Source organism: Sphingomonas sp. LR60 (assembly GCF_036855935.1).
Classification (GTDB): domain Bacteria; phylum Pseudomonadota; class Alphaproteobacteria; order Sphingomonadales; family Sphingomonadaceae; genus Sphingomonas.
In genome coordinates, this window is the sequence record NZ_JASPFK010000001.1 from 2,086,777 (window position 1) to 2,105,008 (window position 18,232).

Consider the following 18,232-nt stretch of genomic DNA (forward strand, 5'->3'; position numbering starts at 1 on the left):
CCTTCGCAGGGGCGACGGTGGGGGTGAAGTCGTCCGCAGGATCGTCGTTTGAGTACGGGCCGGGGAATGAGAACGGCCACCGCCGGGTGGGCGATGGCCGTCTGGTCTCTCGCGTAGCCCGCCACGGGCAAAGCCCGTGTCGTCGGACGGCGCTGGAGCGCCGCCGGCCGGACGAGGCTTGAGCACGCTGGCAGATTCTGCCCGCTGCCGCCTCGCCTTACGCCGCCTTGGCGCGGCTGGCGCGCTTGCGCTCGTTCGGGTCGAGGAAACGCTTGCGCAGGCGGATCGACTTCGGCGTGACTTCGACCATCTCGTCGTCGTCGATGTAGGCGATCGCCTGCTCCAGCGTCATCTTCTTCGGCGGGGTCAGGCGGATCGCATCGTCCTTGCCGCCCGAAGCGCGGAAGTTCGTCAGCTGCTTCGCCTTCATCGGGTTGACCTCTAGGTCATCCGTCTTGGCGTTCTCGCCGATGATCATGCCCTCGTACAGCGCCTCGCCGTGACCGACGAACAGGATACCGCGATCCTCGAGCGGCCCGAGCGCATAGCCCTGCGCCTCGCCAGCGCCGTTCGAGATCAGGACGCCGTTCTTGCGGCCCTCGATATTGCCCTTGTGCGGACCGTACTTCTCGAACAGCCGGTTCATGATGCCGGTGCCGCGCGTGTCCGACAGGAATTCGCCGTGATAGCCGATCATGCCGCGCGACGGCGCGGAGAAGGTGATGCGCGTCTTGCCGCCGGTCGAGGGCCGCATGTCGGTCATCTCGGCCTTGCGGAGGTTCATCTTCTCGACGACCGTGCCCGAATGCTCCTCGTCGACGTCGATGATGACGGTTTCGTACGGCTCGGTCTTCTTGCCGTCCTCGTCCTCGCCGAACAGCACGCGCGGGCGGCTGATCCCCAGTTCGAAGCCCTCGCGGCGCATCGTCTCGATCAGCACGCCGAGCTGAAGCTCGCCGCGACCGGCGACCTCGAAGCTGTCGCGGTCGGCAGCCTCGGTCACCTTGATCGCGACGTTGGTTTCCGCTTCGCGCATCAAGCGGTCGCGGATCATGCGGCTCGTCACCTTGCTGCCCTCACGGCCCGCCATCGGCGAATCGTTGACCGCAAAGCGCATCGACAGCGTCGGCGGATCGATCGGCTGCGCCTGGATCGGCACACTGACCGTGGTGTCGCAGATCGTGTTGGCGACGGTCGCGACCGCGAGGCCGGCGAGCGAGATGATGTCACCCGCGCGCGCCTCTTCGACCGGCACGCGCTCCAGCCCGCGGAAGCTCATCAGCTTCGACGCACGGCCGGTCTCGATGACATTGCCCTGATTGTCGAGCGCGTGGATCGGCTGGTTCAGCTTCACTACGCCCGACTGGACGCGACCGGTGAGGATACGGCCGAGGAAATTGTCGCGGTCGAGCAGCGTGACGAGGAAGCTGAACGGCGCTTCCTGATCCAGCGCAGGCGGCGGCACGTGATCGACGATCTTCTGGAACAGCGGGGTCAGCGTGCCCTCGCGACGGTCCATGTCCGTCGACGCATAGCCGTTGCGGCCCGACGCATAGAGCACGGGGAAGTCGAGCTGCTCGTCGCTCGCCTCAAGCGCGACGAACAGGTCGAACACTTCGTCCAGTACTTCCTGGATGCGGGCGTCCGAACGGTCGACCTTGTTGACGACGACGATCGGGCGCAGGCCCAGCGCCAGCGCCTTCCCGGTCACGAACTTGGTCTGCGGCATCGCGCCCTCGGCAGCGTCGACCAGCAGGATCACGCCGTCGACCATGCTGAGGATGCGCTCCACCTCGCCGCCGAAGTCGGCGTGGCCGGGCGTGTCGACGATGTTGATGCGCGTGCCTTCCCACTCGATCGACGTCGGCTTGGCGAGAATGGTGATCCCGCGCTCCTTTTCGAGGTCGTTCGAGTCCATCGCGCGCTCCTCGACGCGCTGGTTGTCGCGGAAGGTGCCGGACTGACGGAACAACTGGTCGACGAGAGTGGTCTTGCCATGATCGACGTGCGCGATGATGGCGATATTGCGCAGGTTCATACGGGTTCCTGAGGGTGGCCCGCTACGACGCAGGCAGTTTCGCCGCGGCGCATAGCGGAAAGTTGCATCGGATGCCAGTGCCTCGACAGCAACCTCATGCCGTATTACATGAACAACACAGTTGAAAGCCGATGACAGACGCGGGACAATGGCCGGGTCGAGACAGAAGGATGACGTGACGATGGCGACCGCTCCGAACGACGCGACCGAGCCGACGCTGGTGCTCACCCCGCCCGATCCGGTGCCCGAGGTCCGCGCCGAAAAGGCCGCCGGGCTGGTGCCGGTCGACGATGGCAAGCGCAGCGAATTGGAACGGCGCGTCGATGCCTTCGTCGAACAGCTGATCGCCGAGGACGTCAACTCGCCGGAATTCGGCAAGCGCGTCGATGCGATTACGGCGATGGGGCAGAAGGAGATCCGCGACGCCGCCGGGCAGTCGAACCGCTTTCTCGATCGCCCGGTGCGCGCGATGGATCAGGAGGCCGGGGTGGGCAAGGACCTCGCCGAGTTGCGCCGCGTGGTCGAGGATCTCGATCCGGGCAAGAAGGGCAAGCTGACCACGCCGCAAAAGCTGTTCGGGGTCATTCCGTTCGGCAACAAGGTCCGCAACTACTTCGACGGCTACAAATCGGCGCAGTCGCATATCGCCTCGATCCTGAAGAGCCTGGGCAGCGGCAAGGACGAGCTGCTGATGGACAATGCGGCGATCGATACCGAGCGCGCGAACCTGTGGACCGCGATGGGACGGCTGGAGCAGATGATCCACCTCTCGCGCACGATGGACGCGCGGCTGGAGGACAAGGCCAACGAACTGGATCACACCGACCCCGCCAAGGCCAAGGCGATCCGTGAGACAGCCTTGTTCTACGCCCGGCAACGGACGCAGGATCTGCTGACGCAGATGGCGGTGACGGTGCAGGGCTATCTGGCGCTCGATCTGGTCAAGAAGAACAATGTCGAGCTGATCAAGGGCGTCGACCGCGCGAGCACGACGACGGTCGCCGCGCTGCGCACCGCGGTGACGGTGGCGCAGGCGCTGACCAACCAGAAACTGGTGCTGGAGCAGATCACGCAGCTCAACACGACGACCGCCGGGCTGATCGATTCGACCGGCAACCTGCTGCGCCAGAATACCGCACGCATCCACGAGCAGGCGGCGGCGTCGACGATCCCGCTGGAGACGCTGCAACGCGCGTTCCAGAACATCTATGACACGATGGACGCGATCGACACGTTCAAGCTGAAGGCGCTCGACACGATGAAGGTGACCGTCGACACGCTCGGCAACGAGGTGGAGAAATCGCGCGGCTATATCGCGCGTGCAGAGGGCGCGACGCAGAACCGCGTGGCGGGCGGGGCCGAGCAGTTCAAGCTCGAGTCGTTGTGACCGACGTCGACGACGCCATCGCCGACGCGCGGGTCGCGCGCGAACGGCGTCGTGGCGGGGCGGTCATCCCGCTCCAGCGCCGACCACGCCGCGGGCGCGGCGGACGACGCAAGCGCGCGGCGGCGGTGGTGATCGGCGCGGGGCTGATCCTCACGGTCGCGATGTTGATGGGGCTGGGCGCGTTCGGGATGGTCGCGGTGGCAGCATTGATCGCGGCCATGACCCTGCTGGTGCTGTTCGCCCCCGCCACGCCGGTGCCGACGCCCGAGCGGATCGTGAAGTCGGAGGTGAAAGCGGTGCCCGCGCAGGCGGCACGCTGGCTCGACGCGCGCCGGTCGGCGCTGCCCGCGCCGGCGCAAGGCGTGCTCAACCAGCTCGACGTGCGGCTCGACACGCTCGGCGTGCAGGTCGCGACGCTCGACGAGGACAGTCCGATGGCGGCGGAGCTGCGGCGACTGGTGGGCGAGCAACTGCCGAGCTTCGTCGCGGATTACACGCGCGTGCCCCCGGCGATGCGCAACAGCCCTCGCAACGGCATGACTCCGGACCAGCAATTGGTCGAGGGACTGAGCGTGATCGAGCGCGAGCTGGGCGAGATCAGCGAGCGGCTGGCACAGGGCGACCTCGACGCGCTCGAGACGAAGCGGCGGTATCTACAGATCAAATATGAGGAGGATGCGGCCTCGGGAGAGTGACGCCCCGTCCGTCGTCCGGGACGTTGTTGCGAACGCCGTTTCTTCTGCGTGATCGTCTCGGAACCGCGGCTTGGATCAGGTCCGCGGCGACGACCCGGACGGGGACGATATCGACCCGATTCGTCATTGCGACCCCGGCGAAGGCCGGGGAAGCAATCCAGGGCCGGACCAGGACGCTCTGGATTGCTTCGCTACGCCCGCAATGACGGCAGGACGATCTAGCTCACTTGAACCGTCTTCCGTCGTCACCCCGAACGAGTTCCGGGGTCTACCGTCCCGCAAACCGGCTTGCGCGTTCGCGGAACGGTGGATGCCGGAACGGGTCCGGCATGACGAGTGAACGTCGAAGGTAACCCGTCAGCTTGAATGGATCACACCCTAGCAGGACCGCCCCCTTGATCCATCACCGGACGCCTGTATGGAGAGCGTTCCGGCCGGCGGCAGAAAACCGTCCCCGTCGGGCGCTTAGCTCAGCTGGTAGAGCGGCTCGTTTACACCGAGTAGGTCGGCGGTTCGAACCCGTCAGCGCCCACCATCCCCTCACACGAACGGCAGCCGCGCCTCCGCTAGCGTGGAGACGTAGCGATGCATCGCATCGCTCGCCTGGTCGGTCAGGGCGACGAAGGCGCGACGTCCGTCCTCGGGATCGGGAGCACGCGCGAGCAGCCGTGCGGCGGTGAGCTTGCCGATCCAGCGTAGCGCGGTGGTCGGGGCGACCGCGGCGGCGATGCACAGGCTCGACACCGAGACGCGCGTTCCCTCCAGTTGCGCGGCGAACAGATCGAGCAGCATGTCCCACGCCGGGTCCTCGAACAGCCCGCCCTCGAAGAAGCGATCGCGCAGGCGGCGCGCGCGCAGCACGTCGCGCACCGTCGTCGAGCTGATCTCGCTCATCGGCGAGGCCGGTGCGAACGCGAGGTACCGGTCCTCGGCGCGCCCGCCGCCATCGCGCTCGGTGATGCGCGTCAGCATCTCGGCGATGCGCGCCACCTCGGCACTGAGCCGCGCCAGTTGGTCACGCTCCTCGTCGGCGGCGCGCACCGATCCGGGTTCACGCGCGGCAGCGACCGCCAGGGTCCCGAGCCACTCGTGCTGAGCGGGCGCGCAAAGCAGCTGCACGGAGTCGGCGGCATCGCCGAGCGCGGCCATCACTAGATCGATCTGCGCGATCTCCATCGCCACGATGCAGCGCCACGCCTGCGCCTGTGCGAGCATCCCGACGACCGCGACCACGTCATGCGCGAGTTCGTCGGATGCTCCCTCCAGATCGAGCACCGCCACCGGGACGGGATCGGGCGTCGCGACCAGTGCCGCCGGCGCCTCCTGCAACGCGACATGCGCGCGCAATTCGCCGCCGATCAGTGCGATCGCCTCCAGCGCCGCGGCACCGCCGCGCGCGTCCATCGACGCCAGCACGAACGACGTCGTGCGGGCGCCGGCAAAGCCGAACGGGGTCGCCATGGCTCAGTCCAACGCCTTGACGATATCTTCGACCATCTTCTTCGCGTCGGCGAGTAGCATCATCGTATTGTCCCTGTAGAAAACGTCGTTGTCGACGCCGGCATAGCCGACTCCGCCCATCGAACGTTTCACGAACAGGACCGTTTTGGCCTTTTCGACATCAAGCACCGGCATGCCGTAGATCGGCGAGGTCTTGTCGGTCTTCGCCGCCGGATTGGTGACGTCGTTCGCGCCGATCACGAACGCGACGTCGGTCTGCGCGAATTCGGAGTTGATGTCCTCCAACTCGAAGACCTCGTCGTAAGGGACGTTCGCCTCGGCCAGCAACACGTTCATATGTCCCGGCATCCGACCCGCGACCGGATGGATGGCATATTTGACGCGCACGCCCTCGGCCTTCAGCTTGTCGGCCATTTCGCGCAATACGTGCTGCGCCTGCGCGACCGCCATGCCATAACCGGGAACGATGATGACCTGTTCGGCCTGGCTCATCAGGAAGGCGGCATCCTCGGCCGAACCACGCTTCCACGGTCGGTCCGTTTTGGCGGCGCTTGCGCCACCGCCGCCCGCCTCGGCGCCGAATCCGCCCGCGATGACGCTCACGAAGCTGCGGTTCATCGCGCGACACATGATGTAGGAGAGAATCGCGCCCGACGAACCGACCAGCGCGCCGGTGATGATCATCGCGCTGTTGTGGAGCGTGAAGCCCATCGCGGCGGCGGCCCAGCCCGAATAGCTGTTGAGCATCGACACCACGACCGGCATGTCCGCGCCGCCGATCGGCACAATCAGCAGGAAGCCGATCGCGAAGCTGAGCGCGGTGATCGTCCAGAACACCCACGGGCTCTGGTCTAGCGTGAAATAGGCCACCAGCGCGATGATCGCGGCGAGGACGCCGAGGTTGATGACGTGGCGCGCGGGCAGCAGGATCGGCGCGCCGCCCATGTTGCCGTTGAGCTTGAAGAACGCGATGACGCTGCCCGAGAAGGTGATCGCGCCGATCGCGACGCCCAGCCCCATCTCGATCCGGCTGACCGGGTTGATGAGCGCGACCGCACCGTCGGGCGTGAGCACCGGCAGCGCGATCCCGAACGCGACCGGGTTCAGGTAGGCGGCCGCGGCGACCAGCACCGCGGCGAGCCCGACGAGGCTGTGGAAGGCGGCGACGAGCTGCGGCATCGCGGTCATCGCTATCCGACGCGCGGTGGTAAGGCCGATCGCGGCGCCAAGGGCGATCGCGGCGACGATCTCGAAGACCGCGACGGTATCGATCGCCGAGAAAAGCGCGGCATAGTCATAACCTTCGACCAGAACGGTGATCGTCGGAACATGCGTGACCAGCGTCGTCACGACCGCGATGCCCATGCCGATCATGCCGAATCGGTTGCCGCGCTGGCTGGTGGTCGGGCTCGACAGGCCGCGCAGCGCCAGGATGAAGCAGACGCCTGCGATCAGGTACGCCAAAGCGACCCATGGATTGACGGCGACGTGTTGCACTAGCTTCTGCTCCCCGACCTCGTCGCCCCTGCGCAGGCAGGGGCCTATCTTTGTTTCGTCCTGCACGGTCGACCGACACATGGACGGCGTGATCGTGTCAGACCTTCTTCTTCACTCGACAGTCACGGACCCCTGCCTTGCGCAGGGGCGACAGCGGCCTTCACGCACGATCAGTGTTTCGGCGCCGGCCGGTCCTTCTTCTTGTACATCGCGAGCATCCGATGCGTGACCGCGAAGCCGCCGAAGATGTTGATGCTCGCGAGCACGACCGCGAGCAGCCCCAGCCATTTGCCGCCCACGCTCCCCGCCGCCGCGCTGGCGATCAGCGCACCGACGATGATGACGCTGGAGATGGCGTTGGTCACCGCCATCAACGGCGTGTGCAGCGCCGGTGTCACCGACCAGACGACGTAATAGCCGACGAAACAGGCCATCACGAAGATCGACAGGATCGCGATGAAATCCATGGGTTAGCTCCTTTCCGTTCAGCGCTTCGCCAGCACCAGCTGTGCAAGCAGCCGCTGGATCGCGGCGGGGTCGGCATCGCGGCTTACCTTCAGCGTCAGTGGCTGCGGCGTTCCCGACACCCAGATCGACAGGTCCGAATCGAGATCGAAGGTGCCCGCGCTCTCGACCGCGAAGCGCGTGATCGAGCGATAGGGCACGCTCTGGAACGACACTTTCGATCCGGTCAGCCCCTGCACGTCGACCAGCACGAAGCGGTAATTGGTGAGGAAGGCGGTGTCGCGCAGCGAGCGGAAGGCGGCGAGCACCTCCTCGCCTTCGATCAACGCATGGCCGAAGCGCTCGTGGATCTCGGCCGGTGCGACCTCGTGGCTTGCAAACAATCCCATTCCGATGCCCCCCTGCGCGTCGTCGTCAGTTCCGCGATGCACTCGCGGTTCGATCGCGGAGCGCGACCATGTCGGCGAATATCCGATCGCCCTCGGTGAAGATTTCAGTGCGATCGCGCTTCGCCTCGGCGGCGACGAGCCGCGCGGTCTCGCGCTCGGCGCGGCGGCGCTGCGTTGCCGTCCGCTGCGGTGGCGCGACGGCGGGCGCGACCACGGCGCGTTGGCAGTCGTACACCGTCTTGCGGTCGTGCTTCTCGCGATCGGACACCGCACGCGCATAGACGTCGGCGAGTTTCGAGCCCTGCAACGACTGGACGAACGCGGCGTCGCGCGCGGCGTTCTGCGCACGATAGGCGTTGATGACCTCCGGCTCGCAATGCGGCACCACGAACATCTGGTATCGGTCGACGAGATCGTAAAAGGCTTTGCGATCGGCCTTGTCGGGTGCCGCCGCGCCGGCGGCGGTTGCGAGCAGCGCCACGGCACAGGCGGCCAGGACATGCCTCACGACAGCAGCCGCGCGTTGACGACCTTCCCGTCCCTGGTCAGCCGGATCGCATCGCCGATCTCGTCGTCGAGCACCGGGCGCGCCTGCTCCTTGTCCCAGAAGGTCGACAGGAAATTGTAGAGGTTGCGCGAGAAGAGCGCCGAGGCATCCGCGGGCAGGCGACCCGCGACGTTGCGGTGGCCGACGATCCTGACGCCGTGCCGCTCGACCACCTCGCCTGCGACCGCACCCTCGACATTGCCGCCCTGCTCGACCGCGAGATCGATGACGACCGAGCCCGGGCGCATCGACGCGAGTTGCGCATCGCTGACCAGCCGCGGCGCGGCGCGGCCGGGGATCAGCGCGGTGGTGATGACGATGTCCTGCTTCGCGATGTGCGCCGACACCAATTCGGCCTGCGCCGCCTGATATTCGGGCGACATCTCACCGGCATAGCCGCCCGAGCCTTCACCCTCGATGCCTGCGACATTCTCGACGAAGATCGGTTTGGCGCCAAGTGACTGGATCTGCTCCTTCGTGGCCGAGCGGACGTCGGTGGCCGACACCTGCGCGCCCAGCCGCCGCGCGGTGGCGATCGCCTGCAGCCCGGCGACCCCGACTCCCATGACGAACACGCGCGCAGCACTGACGGTGCCCGCCGCGGTCATCATCATCGGGAAGGCGCGACCATATTCGGCGGCGGCATCCAGGACCGCCTTGTAGCCGGCGAGGTTCGATTGCGACGACAGAATGTCCATCGACTGCGCGCGCGTGATGCGCGGCATGAACTCCATCGCCAGCGCCTCGAGTCCGGCGGCGGCATAGCCATCGACCCGCGCGCGCTCACCGAACGGGTTGAGCCCCGCAACCACCCACGCGCCGGGCGCCACGCCCTCAAGCGATGTCGGGTCCGGTCCCTGCACGCCCAGCACGATGTCGGCACCCGCCAGCGTCGCCGCGCGGTCACCGATCGTCGCACCGGCGGCGGCATAATCGGCATCGGCATACGACGCCGCGGTGCCCGCGCAGCCCTCGACCGCCAGCGTCGCGCCGAGCGCAGCAAATTTTTTCACCGTCTCCGGCGTGGCGGCGACGCGGCGCTCGCCTGGCGCCTGTTCCCGGAGGACCGCGATCTTCATCGCAGGGTTACGAGATGAGCCAGATGACGAGGAACGCGAGAAGGAAACAGGCGATTGCGCCGTATTTAAGCAATCCAATCATGCTCGTATACGTCGCCTCATGTCCCTTCAGATCGGCAGGTTCAGCCATGATGATCCTCTTCCCCTTGAACGGTTCATGAGACCGTAGTTAAGCAATCAGCAACAGGCAATATGGTGTTAGCGTCGTGAGTGTCCGATTTAAGTCCCCCTTTACTCAAGGGCGTTAGGGCAGCATCGGACGAAACATGGGGCCGGGCCAGAATATGACGCGCAACGGACAACGTCTGCTGATGCTGATCGACGCCGAAGCCGCGCAACGGCGCGTCGTGGCGACGATCGCGGCCCGCGGTGGCTGGCGGACGATCATCGCCGAGGATTCGGCCAGCGCGCTGGCGACGCTGGCGACCCAGGACGGGATGCAGCTCGACGCGATCCTGCTCCATCATGCCGAGGTCGATGTCGAGCCCGCGCCTGTCATCGCCGAACTGCGCGCCTATCGCCCGCAACTCCCGATCCTGTTGCTGACCGCCCATGCCTCGGTCGCGAGCGCGGTCGAGGCGATGCGCGCGGGCGCGACCGATTATCTCAGCAAGCCGCTCGCCCCCGAGCGGCTGCTCCACGCGCTGGAGGCTGCGGTCGGCGCAACCGCGGGCGGCGAATTGCGCCCGCTGACTGAGAAAATCCCGGCGATGCTGGAGTTCGACGAGATCGTCGGCACCGCCCCCGAGTTCCGCGCCGCGCTATCGATCGCGGCGAAGGCGGCACGCGCGCGTGTCGCCGTGCTGATCGAGGGCGAGAGCGGCGTCGGCAAGGAAGTGGTCGCCGAGGCGATCCACGCCGCCTCGCCGCGCAACGCGCTGGAACGCGTCACGGTCAATTGCGGCGCGGTAGCCGCCAACACGATCTCCAGCGAGCTGTTCGGACATGAGCCGGGCGCGTTCGCGGGCGCATTCGAGCGTCGGCAAGGCCGCTTCGTCGCCGCGCATGGCGGCACGTTGTTCCTCGACGAGGTCGATTGCCTGCCGCTCGACGCGCAGGCGTTGCTGATGCGCGTCCTGCAGGACGGCGAGGTGCTGCCGCTCGGCGCGCGCCACGCGCAGTCGGTCGACGTGCGCGTCATCGCCGCCACCAACAAGCGGCTCGCCGACGAAGTCGCGGCCGGACGTTTCCGCGAAGATCTGTTTTTCCGGCTGAACGCCGTCACCGTCTCGATCCCGCCTCTGCGCCAGCGTTCGAGTGACATTCCCGCCCTCGCGCGCCATCTGCTCGATCGGATCGCGCGCCAGCCGGGGCTGCGCCAGCTCCAGATCAGCGACGACGCGCTGGCGTTGCTGATGCATTACGATTGGCCGGGCAACGTTCGCCAGTTGCAGAACGCATTGTTCCGCGCCGCGGTGCTTTGCGAAGGGGACACGCTGACCCGCGCCGACTTCCCGCAGATCGCGGCTCTGGGCAGCCGCCCTGCCCCGCGCCCGCGCGGCGAGATGCCGGACGTCCAGCTGTTCGGCCCCGACGGGCACCTGCGCCCGCTCGAAGAGATCGAGTCCGACATCATCCGGCTGGCGATCGCGCATTATCGCGGGCGCATGACCGAAGTCGCACGGCGGCTGGGGATCGGTCGCTCGACGCTCTATCGCAAGCTCAACGAGCTAGGGATCGACACCGCGGCCTGAGCACTGCACGAGCACGGCATGACGCAGCCCCTCGCCGCTCCTTCGTTCGCCGGACGTGCCTATCTCGTCACCGGCGCCGCTTCCGGGATCGGACTGGCGTGCGCGCAGCATCTCGCGGCAGGTGGTGCGGCGCGGCTGGTGCTCGCCGACCGTGATGCCGAAGCACTGGCGCGAGTCGATCTTGGCTGCACGCTCGACCTGTTGCCCGGCGACGTCGCAGACGAAGCCTTGTGGGACGAGGCCGCGGCGGTGCTGATCGGGATCGACGGCGCGGTCATCAATGCCGGCGTGGCGGGCGCCGGCGCGATCCCGGCGCTCCCCTTCGCCGAATGGCGGCGCATCCTGTCGGTAAATCTCGACGGTGCGTTCCTCACGTTTTGGGCGGTGATGCGCGCGATGGAAGGACGCAGCGGCGCGATCGTCGCGGTGGCATCGGCGGCGGGGATCAAGGCCGAGCCCGGTGTCGCCGCTTATGGCGCATCGAAAGCTGCGTTGATCCAGCTCGTGAAGGTCGCGGCGAAGGAAGGCGCGGCGCAGCGGCTGCGCGTCAACGCGATCGCGCCGGCCGGGGTCGAGACGCCGGTATGGGATGCGGTGCCGATGTTCGCCGATCGTGCCGCCGCGATCGGACGCGACGCGGCATTTGCGGAGCTCGCGTCGCTCGCGACCCCGCTGGGTCGCTACGCCAAGCCCGAAGAAGTGGCGGCGCAGATCGGCTTCCTGCTGTCGGACGCGGCCGCGCTGATAACGGGGACGGTGCTGGTCAGCGACGGCGGGTATTTGCTTTAGCGGCGGCAGGCCACCCGCGCCGTCATTGTGCCGGAGCGATCATCCTGCCCAATGCGGCGGCAAATCTCACCACAGCACCCCGGTCTTATCGGCCACCATCGGCTCGGGCGCTTCGTCGCCGATCGACTGAAGCAGATCGATCTCGATCGTGCGACACATCGCGCACAGCGGCAGATCATGGACGGTGTTCGCAAACGGATCGACCAGATCGTCGCCGATCGCCAGCACCGCGAGGAACATCAGCCCCGCCACGGTCGAGCCGAGCGGCGTCGCGAAGCCCAGCGTCTCGACCAGCCCGATCGGCAGCAGGATGCAGAACAGGTGCGTGAAGATCGTCGGGAAGAAGCGGTATTGGTTGGGAAGCGGCGTGTTCTTGAGCCGCTCCATGCCACCTTGCGCATTGGCGATGTCGATCAGCACGCTTTCCATCGAGGTCTGCTGGATCGTGTCGATCCAGCCCTTCTCGCGCGCTTCGTTGATGCGGCGGCCGGTGCCGTCGACGATGCCGTTGGCGGTGTTGGTACGTGACAGCGCGAAATCCGCCTCGCCGCGTGACAGGAAGCGCAGTACCTCGTCGTCGACCTTCTGCTTGCGCAACTGGCAACGCAGCGCGTTCACGTACGCGATCTGGCGCAGCACGATCGTGCGCTTCATGTCGCGCGCTTCCGGATCGGGCAGGAAATTGCGGGCGGCACGCGCGAGGTTACGGCTGGCGTTGATCATCAGCCCCCAGAGCGACCGCCCTTCCCACCAACGTTGATAGGCGGAATTGCTGCGGAACCCGAGGAATAGCGCCAGGGCGGAGCCGAACAGCGTCAGCGGTAACTCGGGCGCATGGAACGGCAGCAGGATATAGGTTCCGGTGACGATCACATCCCAGACGAACAGGATCGTGAGCGGCTTCCAGACCTCGCGAACGATCTGGGTGAGACGGGGTACGGCGGTAACGATCATGCCCGGCTAACGCACATCAAAAAGATCGGTGCCAGTGTCATTTCATTGCCGTCACAAAGGCGCCGACAAGGCACGATCGCGCAAGCCGCGCCAGACGCGCAGCGCCTGGACCGTCTCCACCACGTCATGCACCCGCAGCAACTGCACCCCCGCCTGCGCCCCCGCGAGCGCGAGCGCGACCGAGCCGCCAAGCCGCGATGCAACCGGCGCTTCGTTGTCGAGCGCGCCGATCAACCGCTTGCGGCTGGCGCCGAGCATGATCGGGCAGCCGAGCCCGTGGAACAGCGCCAGACCGTTGAGCAAAGCGAGGTTGTCGGCGAGCGACTTGCCGAAGCCGATTCCCGGATCGACCATGATCCGCGACCGGTCGACGCCGACCGCGACCACCGCATCGATGCGCGCCTCCAGCCAGTCGAACACCTCGGTCACCACATCGCGGTACGTCGGGCGACCGTGCCCGCCCGCCTTGGGATCGGGCGAATGCATCAGGATGACCGGCGCGCCGTTGCGCGCGACGATCTCCAGCGCGCGCTCGTCCCACAACAAAGCAGATACGTCGTTGACGATCGCGGCACCGGCGCCCAGCGCCGCCTCGATGACCGCCGCCTTGCGCGTATCGACCGACACCAGCGCCCCGGCGCGCGCCAGCCGCTCGACCACCGGCGCGACGCGGCGCGCCTCATCCTCTTCCCACACCAGCGCCGCACCGGGGCGGGTCGATTCGCCGCCGACGTCGATCACCGCCGCCCCCGCCGCCGCCATTGCCATCCCCACCGAGGCGGCACCTGCCGGGTTGTCGACATGCGCCCCGCCGTCGGAAAAGCTGTCGGGCGTGACGTTCAGGATCGCGGCGACCTGCGGCTGGTCGAAGCGCAACGTCCGCTCGCCGAGCACCCATGGCGCGCGCGACGCGATGATCCGCGCGTGGAGCGTCACGGCGCGCTCGCCAAGGTGCGCGATCTCGGCGACGGGAACGATGCGGCGGCCGGTCGGCTCGATCACCTCATAGGCCGCGAACCACTGCAACCCGCCCGCCAGCCGCGCGACCTGGCCATCGGGGTAAGCGAACGGTGCGTCGGTGAAGTGGGTCGGGCGGAGATGCATCATGCTTACTCCCCCTCCCTTACAAGGGAGGGGTCGGGGGTGGGTGCGTGCTCGCGATACGGTGATTGATCGCGCGCGGGAGCCGTATCACCAAGCCTCCACCCACCCCAACCCCTCCCTTGAAAGGAAGGGGCTTGAGCGCCGACGCTTACGGCTGGGTCGCGAGCAGATACGTCTGGCGCAGCGTGTCGATCGGCTTGAGCGCGCCCTCGGCCTCGTAATGCCAGAAGGTCCAGCCGTTGCAGGCCGGAGCGCCCTGCACCGTCGAGCCGACCTTGTGGATCGACCCGTTCGCGCCGCACGGGCTCGACAGCGAGCCGTCGGCGCGGACCATCGCCTGCCAGCGACGCTTGGTGTCGACCAGCATCGTGCCCGGCGCGAGATAGCCGTTCTCGACCAGCACCCCGAACGCGACCTTCGGCTGCGACTTGGGGCTCTGCATCGTCGCCAGCGCCGATTCGTCGAGCGGCAATGCGGCGGCGATCCGCTGCTCGGCAGCGGCGATGTAATCGCCCTCGCGCTCGATCCCCATCCAGCGGCGCCCGAGCCGCTTGGCGACCGCGCCGGTCGTGCCGGTGCCGAAGAACGGGTCGAGCACCACGTCGCCCGGCTTCGTGCAGGCCAGCAGGATGCGGTACAGCAACGCCTCGGGCTTCTGCGTCGGGTGGACCTTCACCCCGTCCTTCTTCAACCGCTCGCCGCCGCCGCAGATCGGGAATTCCCAGTCCGAGCGCATCTGAAGCTCATCGTTGAGCGTCTTCATGCTGCGATAGTTGAAGGTGTATCTCGCCTTCTCGCCCTTCGACGCCCAGATCAACGTCTCGTGCGCGTTGGTGAAGCGGGTGCCGCGGAAGTTTGGCATCGGGTTGGCCTTGCGCCACACGATGTCGTTGAGGATCCAATAGCCGAGATCCTGCACTGCGGCGCCGACGCGGAAGATGTTGTGATAGCTGCCGATCACCCAGATCGTGCCGTCATCCTTGAGGATGCGGTGCGCCTCCGCCAGCCACGCGCGGGTGAAGGCGTCATAGTGCGCGAAGGTGTCGAACTTGTCCCAATCGTCGGTGACCGCATCGACATGGCTGCCGTCGGGACGGAACAGCTCTCCGCCGAGCTGAAGATTGTAGGGCGGATCGGCGAAGATCATGTCGACCGACTTGGCCGGAAGCGCCTTCATCTGCGCGATGCAATCGCCGCGCAGGATCTGGTCGAGCGGGAGCACCACCGGCGTTTCCGCCGCGGTGGCGCGCCGCCCGCGCGCAACCTTTTCCATGACCCCCATCGAATTCCTGCTCCCCGTCTGCGAGCCCCAAAAGGGCGGGAAAGCGCGAGTCCGTCAAGAGTCGTGCGGCGAAGCGAGTCCACCTCCGACTCGTTGCAAAACCGGAACAAGATGAGTCCGTTTCTACATATTGAGTCAGATGCGACTCGACAGACTCAAGCGGTGGTAGTGTGGCCGAAACGACTCAGAACGGCAAAATGCACTGTGCGACCGGCGCGAAGCTGCGGCGATGGAGCGGCGACGGCCCATGCTCGCGCAACGCAGCGAGATGCTGGGCGCTGCCATAGCCCTTATTGGCATCCCAGCCGTAGTGCGGATGTGATTCGGCGGCGGCGATCATGATCTGGTCGCGGGTGTGCTTGGCGACGATCGAGGCGGCGGCGATCGAGCGGCTGTGCGCGTCGCCGGAGACGATCGCGGTCGCGGCATAGCTCCAGCGCGGCAGGCGGTTGCCGTCGACCAGCACATGCCCCGGCGCGCATCCCAGCACCTCCGCCAGCCGGTCGACCGCCAGCGTCATCGCCTTCATCGTCGCCCAATAGATGTTGAGCGTGTCGATCTCGCCCGGCTCGACGATTCCGACACCCAGCGCCGCGCAGTCGGTGAGCCGCGCATGGAGACGTGCGCGCTCGGCGGCGGAAAGCTTCTTCGAATCGTCGATCCCGCGCGGCACGCCCCTGGCGGGCAGAACGAGCGCACAGGCGACCACCGGCCCGGCGAGCGGCCCGCGTCCGGCCTCGTCCACCCCCGCGACCGGTGGCAGGCAGGCGCGTTCGTGCTTCAGGCCGGGCATCCGCGCTCCCACACGTCGAACGGCGCGTCGCCGAGCGCATGACCCATCGGGCCATGCCCCGCCCCCAGTGCGGGTGCGGCGTGCAGCGCCGCGCGGACATAGCGGATCGCGCGCGCGATCGCGGGTTCGAGCGTCAGCCCCGCCGCCATTCCGGTCGCGACCGCGCTGGCGAGCGTGCAGCCGGTGCCATGGCTGTGCCGCGTGTCGATGCGCGGATTGGTCCAGTCGGCGATCACGCCCTCTGCGCCGATCAGCCGGTCGACCACCGTCTCCCCTGTGGCATGGCCGCCCTTGACCAGCACCGGCGCACCGATCGCCGCGGCATAGTCGCGCGCGGCCGGCTCGATATCGGCGACATCCAGCGCGTCGCGTCCGACCAGCACCGTAAGTTCGGGAAGATTCGGCGTGACCAATGTGCTCATCCGGGCCAACCGGGCGAAGGCGGCGATCGTCGCCGCATCGGCAAGCGTCGCGCCGTTGGTGGCGACCATCACCGGATCGAGCACGATCGGCGCGGCGTACAAGCCGCTTGCCAGTTCGTCCGCCACCGCGACGGCGATCTCGGCCCCGCCGAGCATCCCGATCTTGACCGCATCGACGCCCAGGTCCTCGACCACGCACGTCATCTGCCGCCGTACCATCTCGGGTGACAGCGCGACGACCGCCTCGACCCCCAATGTATTCTGCGCGGTGATCGCGGTGATCGCGGTCATTGCATGGCCGCCGAGCATCGTCACGGTCTTCAGGTCGGCCTGAATCCCCGCCCCGCCGCCGGAATCCGACCCGGCGACGATCAGGACGCGCGCGATCGTCATGCGCGAAAATACCGCTCGGTCGCGGCGGGATGTTGCTTGAGCGCCTTGCCGACCCGCGCCGGCCGGTCGAGCAATTCGCCGCCGCAGTTCGGGCAGGTTTCATCCAGCGCGTCGGCGCATTCGGCGCAGAAGGTGCATTCCATCGAGCAGATGAACGCCCCGCCCTCATCCGCGGGCAGGTCCACGCCGCAGCGTTCGCAATCGGGTCGCATGTCGAGCATGAGCGTGGCTTAGCGTGGCGTCTCCGTCATTGCGAGCGTAGCGAAGCAATCAAGGGCGTCACGCGCTGGGCTCTGGATTGCTTCGCTCCGCTCGCAATGCCGGACAGGGATCAATCCACGAACGCCCGCTCGATCACGAATTGGCCCGGGTTGGCGTTTGAGCCCTCGACGAAGCCCTTGTGCTCCAGCACCGATGCGATCTCGCGGATCATCGCGGTCGAGCCGCACAGCATCACGCGGTCGTTTTCGGGGTCGAAGCGCGGCTCGCCCTCCAACCCTTCGAACAAACGCCCGCTCTCGATGAGCGCAGGAATACGGCCGGTGGTGTGGAAGTCCTCGCGCGTGACCGCGGGGACGTAATGGAAGCGCGTCGCTGCCTCGTCCGCCACCAACGGATCATCGGCCAGCCGCGCGCCGAGTTCGTCGTAAAACGCCAGATCGTTGACGCGGCGGACGCCGTGGACGATCACGACCTGGTCGAAGCGCTCGTACACGTCCGGGTCACGAGCGACGCTGAGGAACGGCGCGAGGCCGGTGCCGGTCGACAGCAGGAACAGCCGCTTGCCGCCGAGCAGCGCGTCGAGGACCAGCGTACCGGTAGGCTTCTTGCCGAGATAGACCTGATCGCCCGGCTCCACTGCCTGCAATCGTTCGGTCAGCGGCCCGCCGGGCACCTTGATCGACAGGAACTCAAGCTCCTCGGCCCAGGCCGGGCTGGCGATCGAATAGGCGCGCATCACCGGCTTCGCTGGTTTGTCCTCGGTTCCGCCCTCGCCGGGCAGGCCGATCATCACGAACTCGCCGGAGCGGAAGCGGAACGACGCAGGGCGCTCGACCGCGAAGCTGAACAGATGCTCGTTCCAGTGGCGCACCCATTTCACCGCCACGCTGTTGAAGGCAGTCGATTCAGGGATAAGCACTGGCGCACGCAGGTCGGTCATCGGCGATCCGGTCTGAAATGAGGATTTTTGCGAATGGGGCGCATTATGGTGCGGCGCGGGAAGGGTCAACCATAGCTAGCC

Annotated in this window: 19 protein-coding genes and 1 tRNA gene; 5 read left to right on the plus strand and 15 right to left on the minus strand. The window is 67.1% G+C overall.

Annotated features, from left to right (window positions below):
* Nucleotides 1–217 precede the first annotated feature (217 nt).
* On the minus strand, nucleotides 218–2,038 hold the full coding sequence (gene typA, locus QP166_RS09670; protein WP_333915725.1) for a translational GTPase TypA: 1,821 nt from the start codon (nucleotides 2,036–2,038) through the stop codon (nucleotides 218–220).
* 181 nt (nucleotides 2,039–2,219) lie between these two features.
* Between typA and QP166_RS09675 the strand changes: the two genes are divergently transcribed.
* From QP166_RS09675 to QP166_RS09685, 3 genes are all read left to right on the plus strand, one after another.
* Nucleotides 2,220–3,425 carry a toxic anion resistance protein gene (locus QP166_RS09675; RefSeq protein WP_333915726.1) on the plus strand — a complete coding sequence of 402 codons (1,206 nt, stop codon included), beginning with the start codon at nucleotides 2,220–2,222 and terminating at the stop codon, nucleotides 3,423–3,425.
* Complete coding sequence (locus tag QP166_RS09680; protein WP_333915727.1) at nucleotides 3,422–4,120, plus strand: hypothetical protein; 699 nt, start codon at nucleotides 3,422–3,424, stop codon at nucleotides 4,118–4,120. The genes QP166_RS09675 and QP166_RS09680 overlap by 4 nt, the downstream gene beginning before the upstream one ends.
* Nucleotides 4,121–4,579: 459 nt before the next feature.
* A tRNA-Val gene (locus QP166_RS09685) sits at nucleotides 4,580–4,655 on the plus strand.
* A gap of 5 nt (nucleotides 4,656–4,660) precedes the next feature.
* On the opposite strand, the gene QP166_RS09690 is transcribed toward QP166_RS09685, so the two are convergent.
* The 7 genes from QP166_RS09690 to QP166_RS09720 all read right to left on the minus strand — a co-directional run bounded on the left by QP166_RS09690 (nucleotide 4,661) and on the right by QP166_RS09720 (nucleotide 9,688).
* A complete protein-coding gene (locus QP166_RS09690) occupies nucleotides 4,661–5,581 on the minus strand; it encodes a winged helix DNA-binding protein (protein ID WP_333915728.1) in 921 nt (306 codons plus the stop codon).
* A 3-nt stretch (nucleotides 5,582–5,584) separates the two neighbouring features.
* Nucleotides 5,585–7,078 carry an NAD(P)(+) transhydrogenase (Re/Si-specific) subunit beta gene (locus QP166_RS09695; protein WP_333915729.1) on the minus strand — a complete coding sequence of 498 codons (1,494 nt, stop codon included), beginning with the start codon at nucleotides 7,076–7,078 and terminating at the stop codon, nucleotides 5,585–5,587.
* Nucleotides 7,079–7,248: 170 nt separating this feature from the next.
* Nucleotides 7,249–7,545: an NAD(P) transhydrogenase subunit alpha gene (locus tag QP166_RS09700; RefSeq protein WP_333915730.1), complete on the minus strand. Its 297-nt coding sequence runs from the start codon at nucleotides 7,543–7,545 to the stop codon at nucleotides 7,249–7,251.
* An 18-nt stretch (nucleotides 7,546–7,563) separates the two neighbouring features.
* Nucleotides 7,564–7,932, minus strand: coding sequence for a PH domain-containing protein (locus tag QP166_RS09705; protein ID WP_333915731.1), 369 nt, complete (start codon nucleotides 7,930–7,932; stop codon nucleotides 7,564–7,566).
* A 25-nt stretch (nucleotides 7,933–7,957) separates the two neighbouring features.
* Nucleotides 7,958–8,440, minus strand: a complete 483-nt coding sequence (locus QP166_RS09710) for a hypothetical protein (RefSeq protein ID WP_333915732.1) — start codon at nucleotides 8,438–8,440, stop codon at nucleotides 7,958–7,960.
* Nucleotides 8,437–9,558, minus strand: coding sequence for an NAD(P) transhydrogenase subunit alpha (locus tag QP166_RS09715; RefSeq protein WP_333915733.1), 1,122 nt, complete (start codon nucleotides 9,556–9,558; stop codon nucleotides 8,437–8,439). Before QP166_RS09715 ends, QP166_RS09710 begins: the two co-directional genes overlap by 4 nt.
* Nucleotides 9,559–9,565: 7 nt before the next feature.
* On the minus strand, nucleotides 9,566–9,688 hold the full coding sequence (locus tag QP166_RS09720; RefSeq protein WP_333915734.1) for an aa3-type cytochrome c oxidase subunit IV: 123 nt from the start codon (nucleotides 9,686–9,688) through the stop codon (nucleotides 9,566–9,568).
* Nucleotides 9,689–9,842: 154 nt separating this feature from the next.
* Here QP166_RS09720 and QP166_RS09725 point away from each other — a divergent pair, with 154 nt between their 5' ends.
* On the plus strand, nucleotides 9,843–11,252 hold the full coding sequence (locus QP166_RS09725) for a sigma-54-dependent transcriptional regulator (protein ID WP_333915735.1): 1,410 nt from the start codon (nucleotides 9,843–9,845) through the stop codon (nucleotides 11,250–11,252).
* Nucleotides 11,253–11,270: 18 nt separating this feature from the next.
* A complete protein-coding gene (locus tag QP166_RS09730) occupies nucleotides 11,271–12,041 on the plus strand; it encodes an SDR family NAD(P)-dependent oxidoreductase (RefSeq protein ID WP_333915736.1) in 771 nt (256 codons plus the stop codon).
* A gap of 66 nt (nucleotides 12,042–12,107) precedes the next feature.
* Here QP166_RS09730 and QP166_RS09735 read toward each other — a convergent pair whose 3' ends face one another.
* The 7 genes from QP166_RS09735 to QP166_RS09765 form a co-directional block, all read right to left on the minus strand.
* Nucleotides 12,108–12,995, minus strand: coding sequence for a bestrophin family protein (locus tag QP166_RS09735; protein ID WP_333915737.1), 888 nt, complete (start codon nucleotides 12,993–12,995; stop codon nucleotides 12,108–12,110).
* 51 nt (nucleotides 12,996–13,046) lie between these two features.
* Entirely contained in the window at nucleotides 13,047–14,099 is a 1,053-nt protein-coding gene (gene folP, locus QP166_RS09740) for a dihydropteroate synthase (RefSeq protein ID WP_333917311.1), read from the minus strand.
* Nucleotides 14,100–14,247: 148 nt separating this feature from the next.
* Nucleotides 14,248–15,381, minus strand: coding sequence for a site-specific DNA-methyltransferase (locus QP166_RS09745; protein WP_333915738.1), 1,134 nt, complete (start codon nucleotides 15,379–15,381; stop codon nucleotides 14,248–14,250).
* 184 nt (nucleotides 15,382–15,565) lie between these two features.
* Nucleotides 15,566–16,174: a ribonuclease HII gene (locus QP166_RS09750; RefSeq protein ID WP_333915739.1), complete on the minus strand. Its 609-nt coding sequence runs from the start codon at nucleotides 16,172–16,174 to the stop codon at nucleotides 15,566–15,568.
* Nucleotides 16,162–16,989, minus strand: coding sequence for a bifunctional hydroxymethylpyrimidine kinase/phosphomethylpyrimidine kinase (gene thiD, locus QP166_RS09755; RefSeq protein ID WP_333915740.1), 828 nt, complete (start codon nucleotides 16,987–16,989; stop codon nucleotides 16,162–16,164). The genes QP166_RS09750 and thiD overlap by 13 nt, the downstream gene beginning before the upstream one ends.
* Entirely contained in the window at nucleotides 16,986–17,210 is a 225-nt protein-coding gene (locus QP166_RS09760; protein ID WP_333915741.1) for a DUF1272 domain-containing protein, read from the minus strand. The genes thiD and QP166_RS09760 overlap by 4 nt, the downstream gene beginning before the upstream one ends.
* Before the next feature lie 110 nt (nucleotides 17,211–17,320).
* Nucleotides 17,321–18,151, minus strand: coding sequence for a ferredoxin--NADP reductase (locus QP166_RS09765; protein ID WP_333915742.1), 831 nt, complete (start codon nucleotides 18,149–18,151; stop codon nucleotides 17,321–17,323).
* Between the last annotated feature and the right edge of the window lie 81 nt (nucleotides 18,152–18,232).

Bases quoted from the DNA above. Each gene is read 5' to 3' on its own strand.
- QP166_RS09745 (WP_333915738.1), bottom strand. From the start codon at position 15,381: ATGGGGGTCATGGAAAAGGTTGCGCGCGGGCGGCGCGCCACCGCGGCG.
- QP166_RS09700 (WP_333915730.1), bottom strand. From the start codon at position 7,545: ATGGATTTCATCGCGATCCTGTCGATCTTCGTGATGGCCTGTTTCGTC.
- typA (WP_333915725.1), bottom strand. From the start codon at position 2,038: ATGAACCTGCGCAATATCGCCATCATCGCGCACGTCGATCATGGCAAG.
- QP166_RS09725 (WP_333915735.1), top strand. From the start codon at position 9,843: ATGACGCGCAACGGACAACGTCTGCTGATGCTGATCGACGCCGAAGCC.
- QP166_RS09750 (WP_333915739.1), bottom strand. From the start codon at position 16,174: ATGCCCGGCCTGAAGCACGAACGCGCCTGCCTGCCACCGGTCGCGGGG.
- QP166_RS09690 (WP_333915728.1), bottom strand. From the start codon at position 5,581: ATGGCGACCCCGTTCGGCTTTGCCGGCGCCCGCACGACGTCGTTCGTG.
- QP166_RS09720 (WP_333915734.1), bottom strand. From the start codon at position 9,688: ATGGCTGAACCTGCCGATCTGAAGGGACATGAGGCGACGTATACGAGC.
- QP166_RS09675 (WP_333915726.1), top strand. From the start codon at position 2,220: ATGGCGACCGCTCCGAACGACGCGACCGAGCCGACGCTGGTGCTCACC.
- QP166_RS09760 (WP_333915741.1), bottom strand. From the start codon at position 17,210: ATGCTCGACATGCGACCCGATTGCGAACGCTGCGGCGTGGACCTGCCC.
- thiD (WP_333915740.1), bottom strand. From the start codon at position 16,989: ATGACGATCGCGCGCGTCCTGATCGTCGCCGGGTCGGATTCCGGCGGC.
- QP166_RS09765 (WP_333915742.1), bottom strand. From the start codon at position 18,151: ATGACCGACCTGCGTGCGCCAGTGCTTATCCCTGAATCGACTGCCTTC.
- folP (WP_333917311.1), bottom strand. From the start codon at position 14,099: ATGCATCTCCGCCCGACCCACTTCACCGACGCACCGTTCGCTTACCCC.
- QP166_RS09730 (WP_333915736.1), top strand. From the start codon at position 11,271: ATGACGCAGCCCCTCGCCGCTCCTTCGTTCGCCGGACGTGCCTATCTC.
- QP166_RS09735 (WP_333915737.1), bottom strand. From the start codon at position 12,995: ATGATCGTTACCGCCGTACCCCGTCTCACCCAGATCGTTCGCGAGGTC.
- QP166_RS09715 (WP_333915733.1), bottom strand. From the start codon at position 9,558: ATGAAGATCGCGGTCCTCCGGGAACAGGCGCCAGGCGAGCGCCGCGTC.
- QP166_RS09705 (WP_333915731.1), bottom strand. From the start codon at position 7,932: ATGGGATTGTTTGCAAGCCACGAGGTCGCACCGGCCGAGATCCACGAG.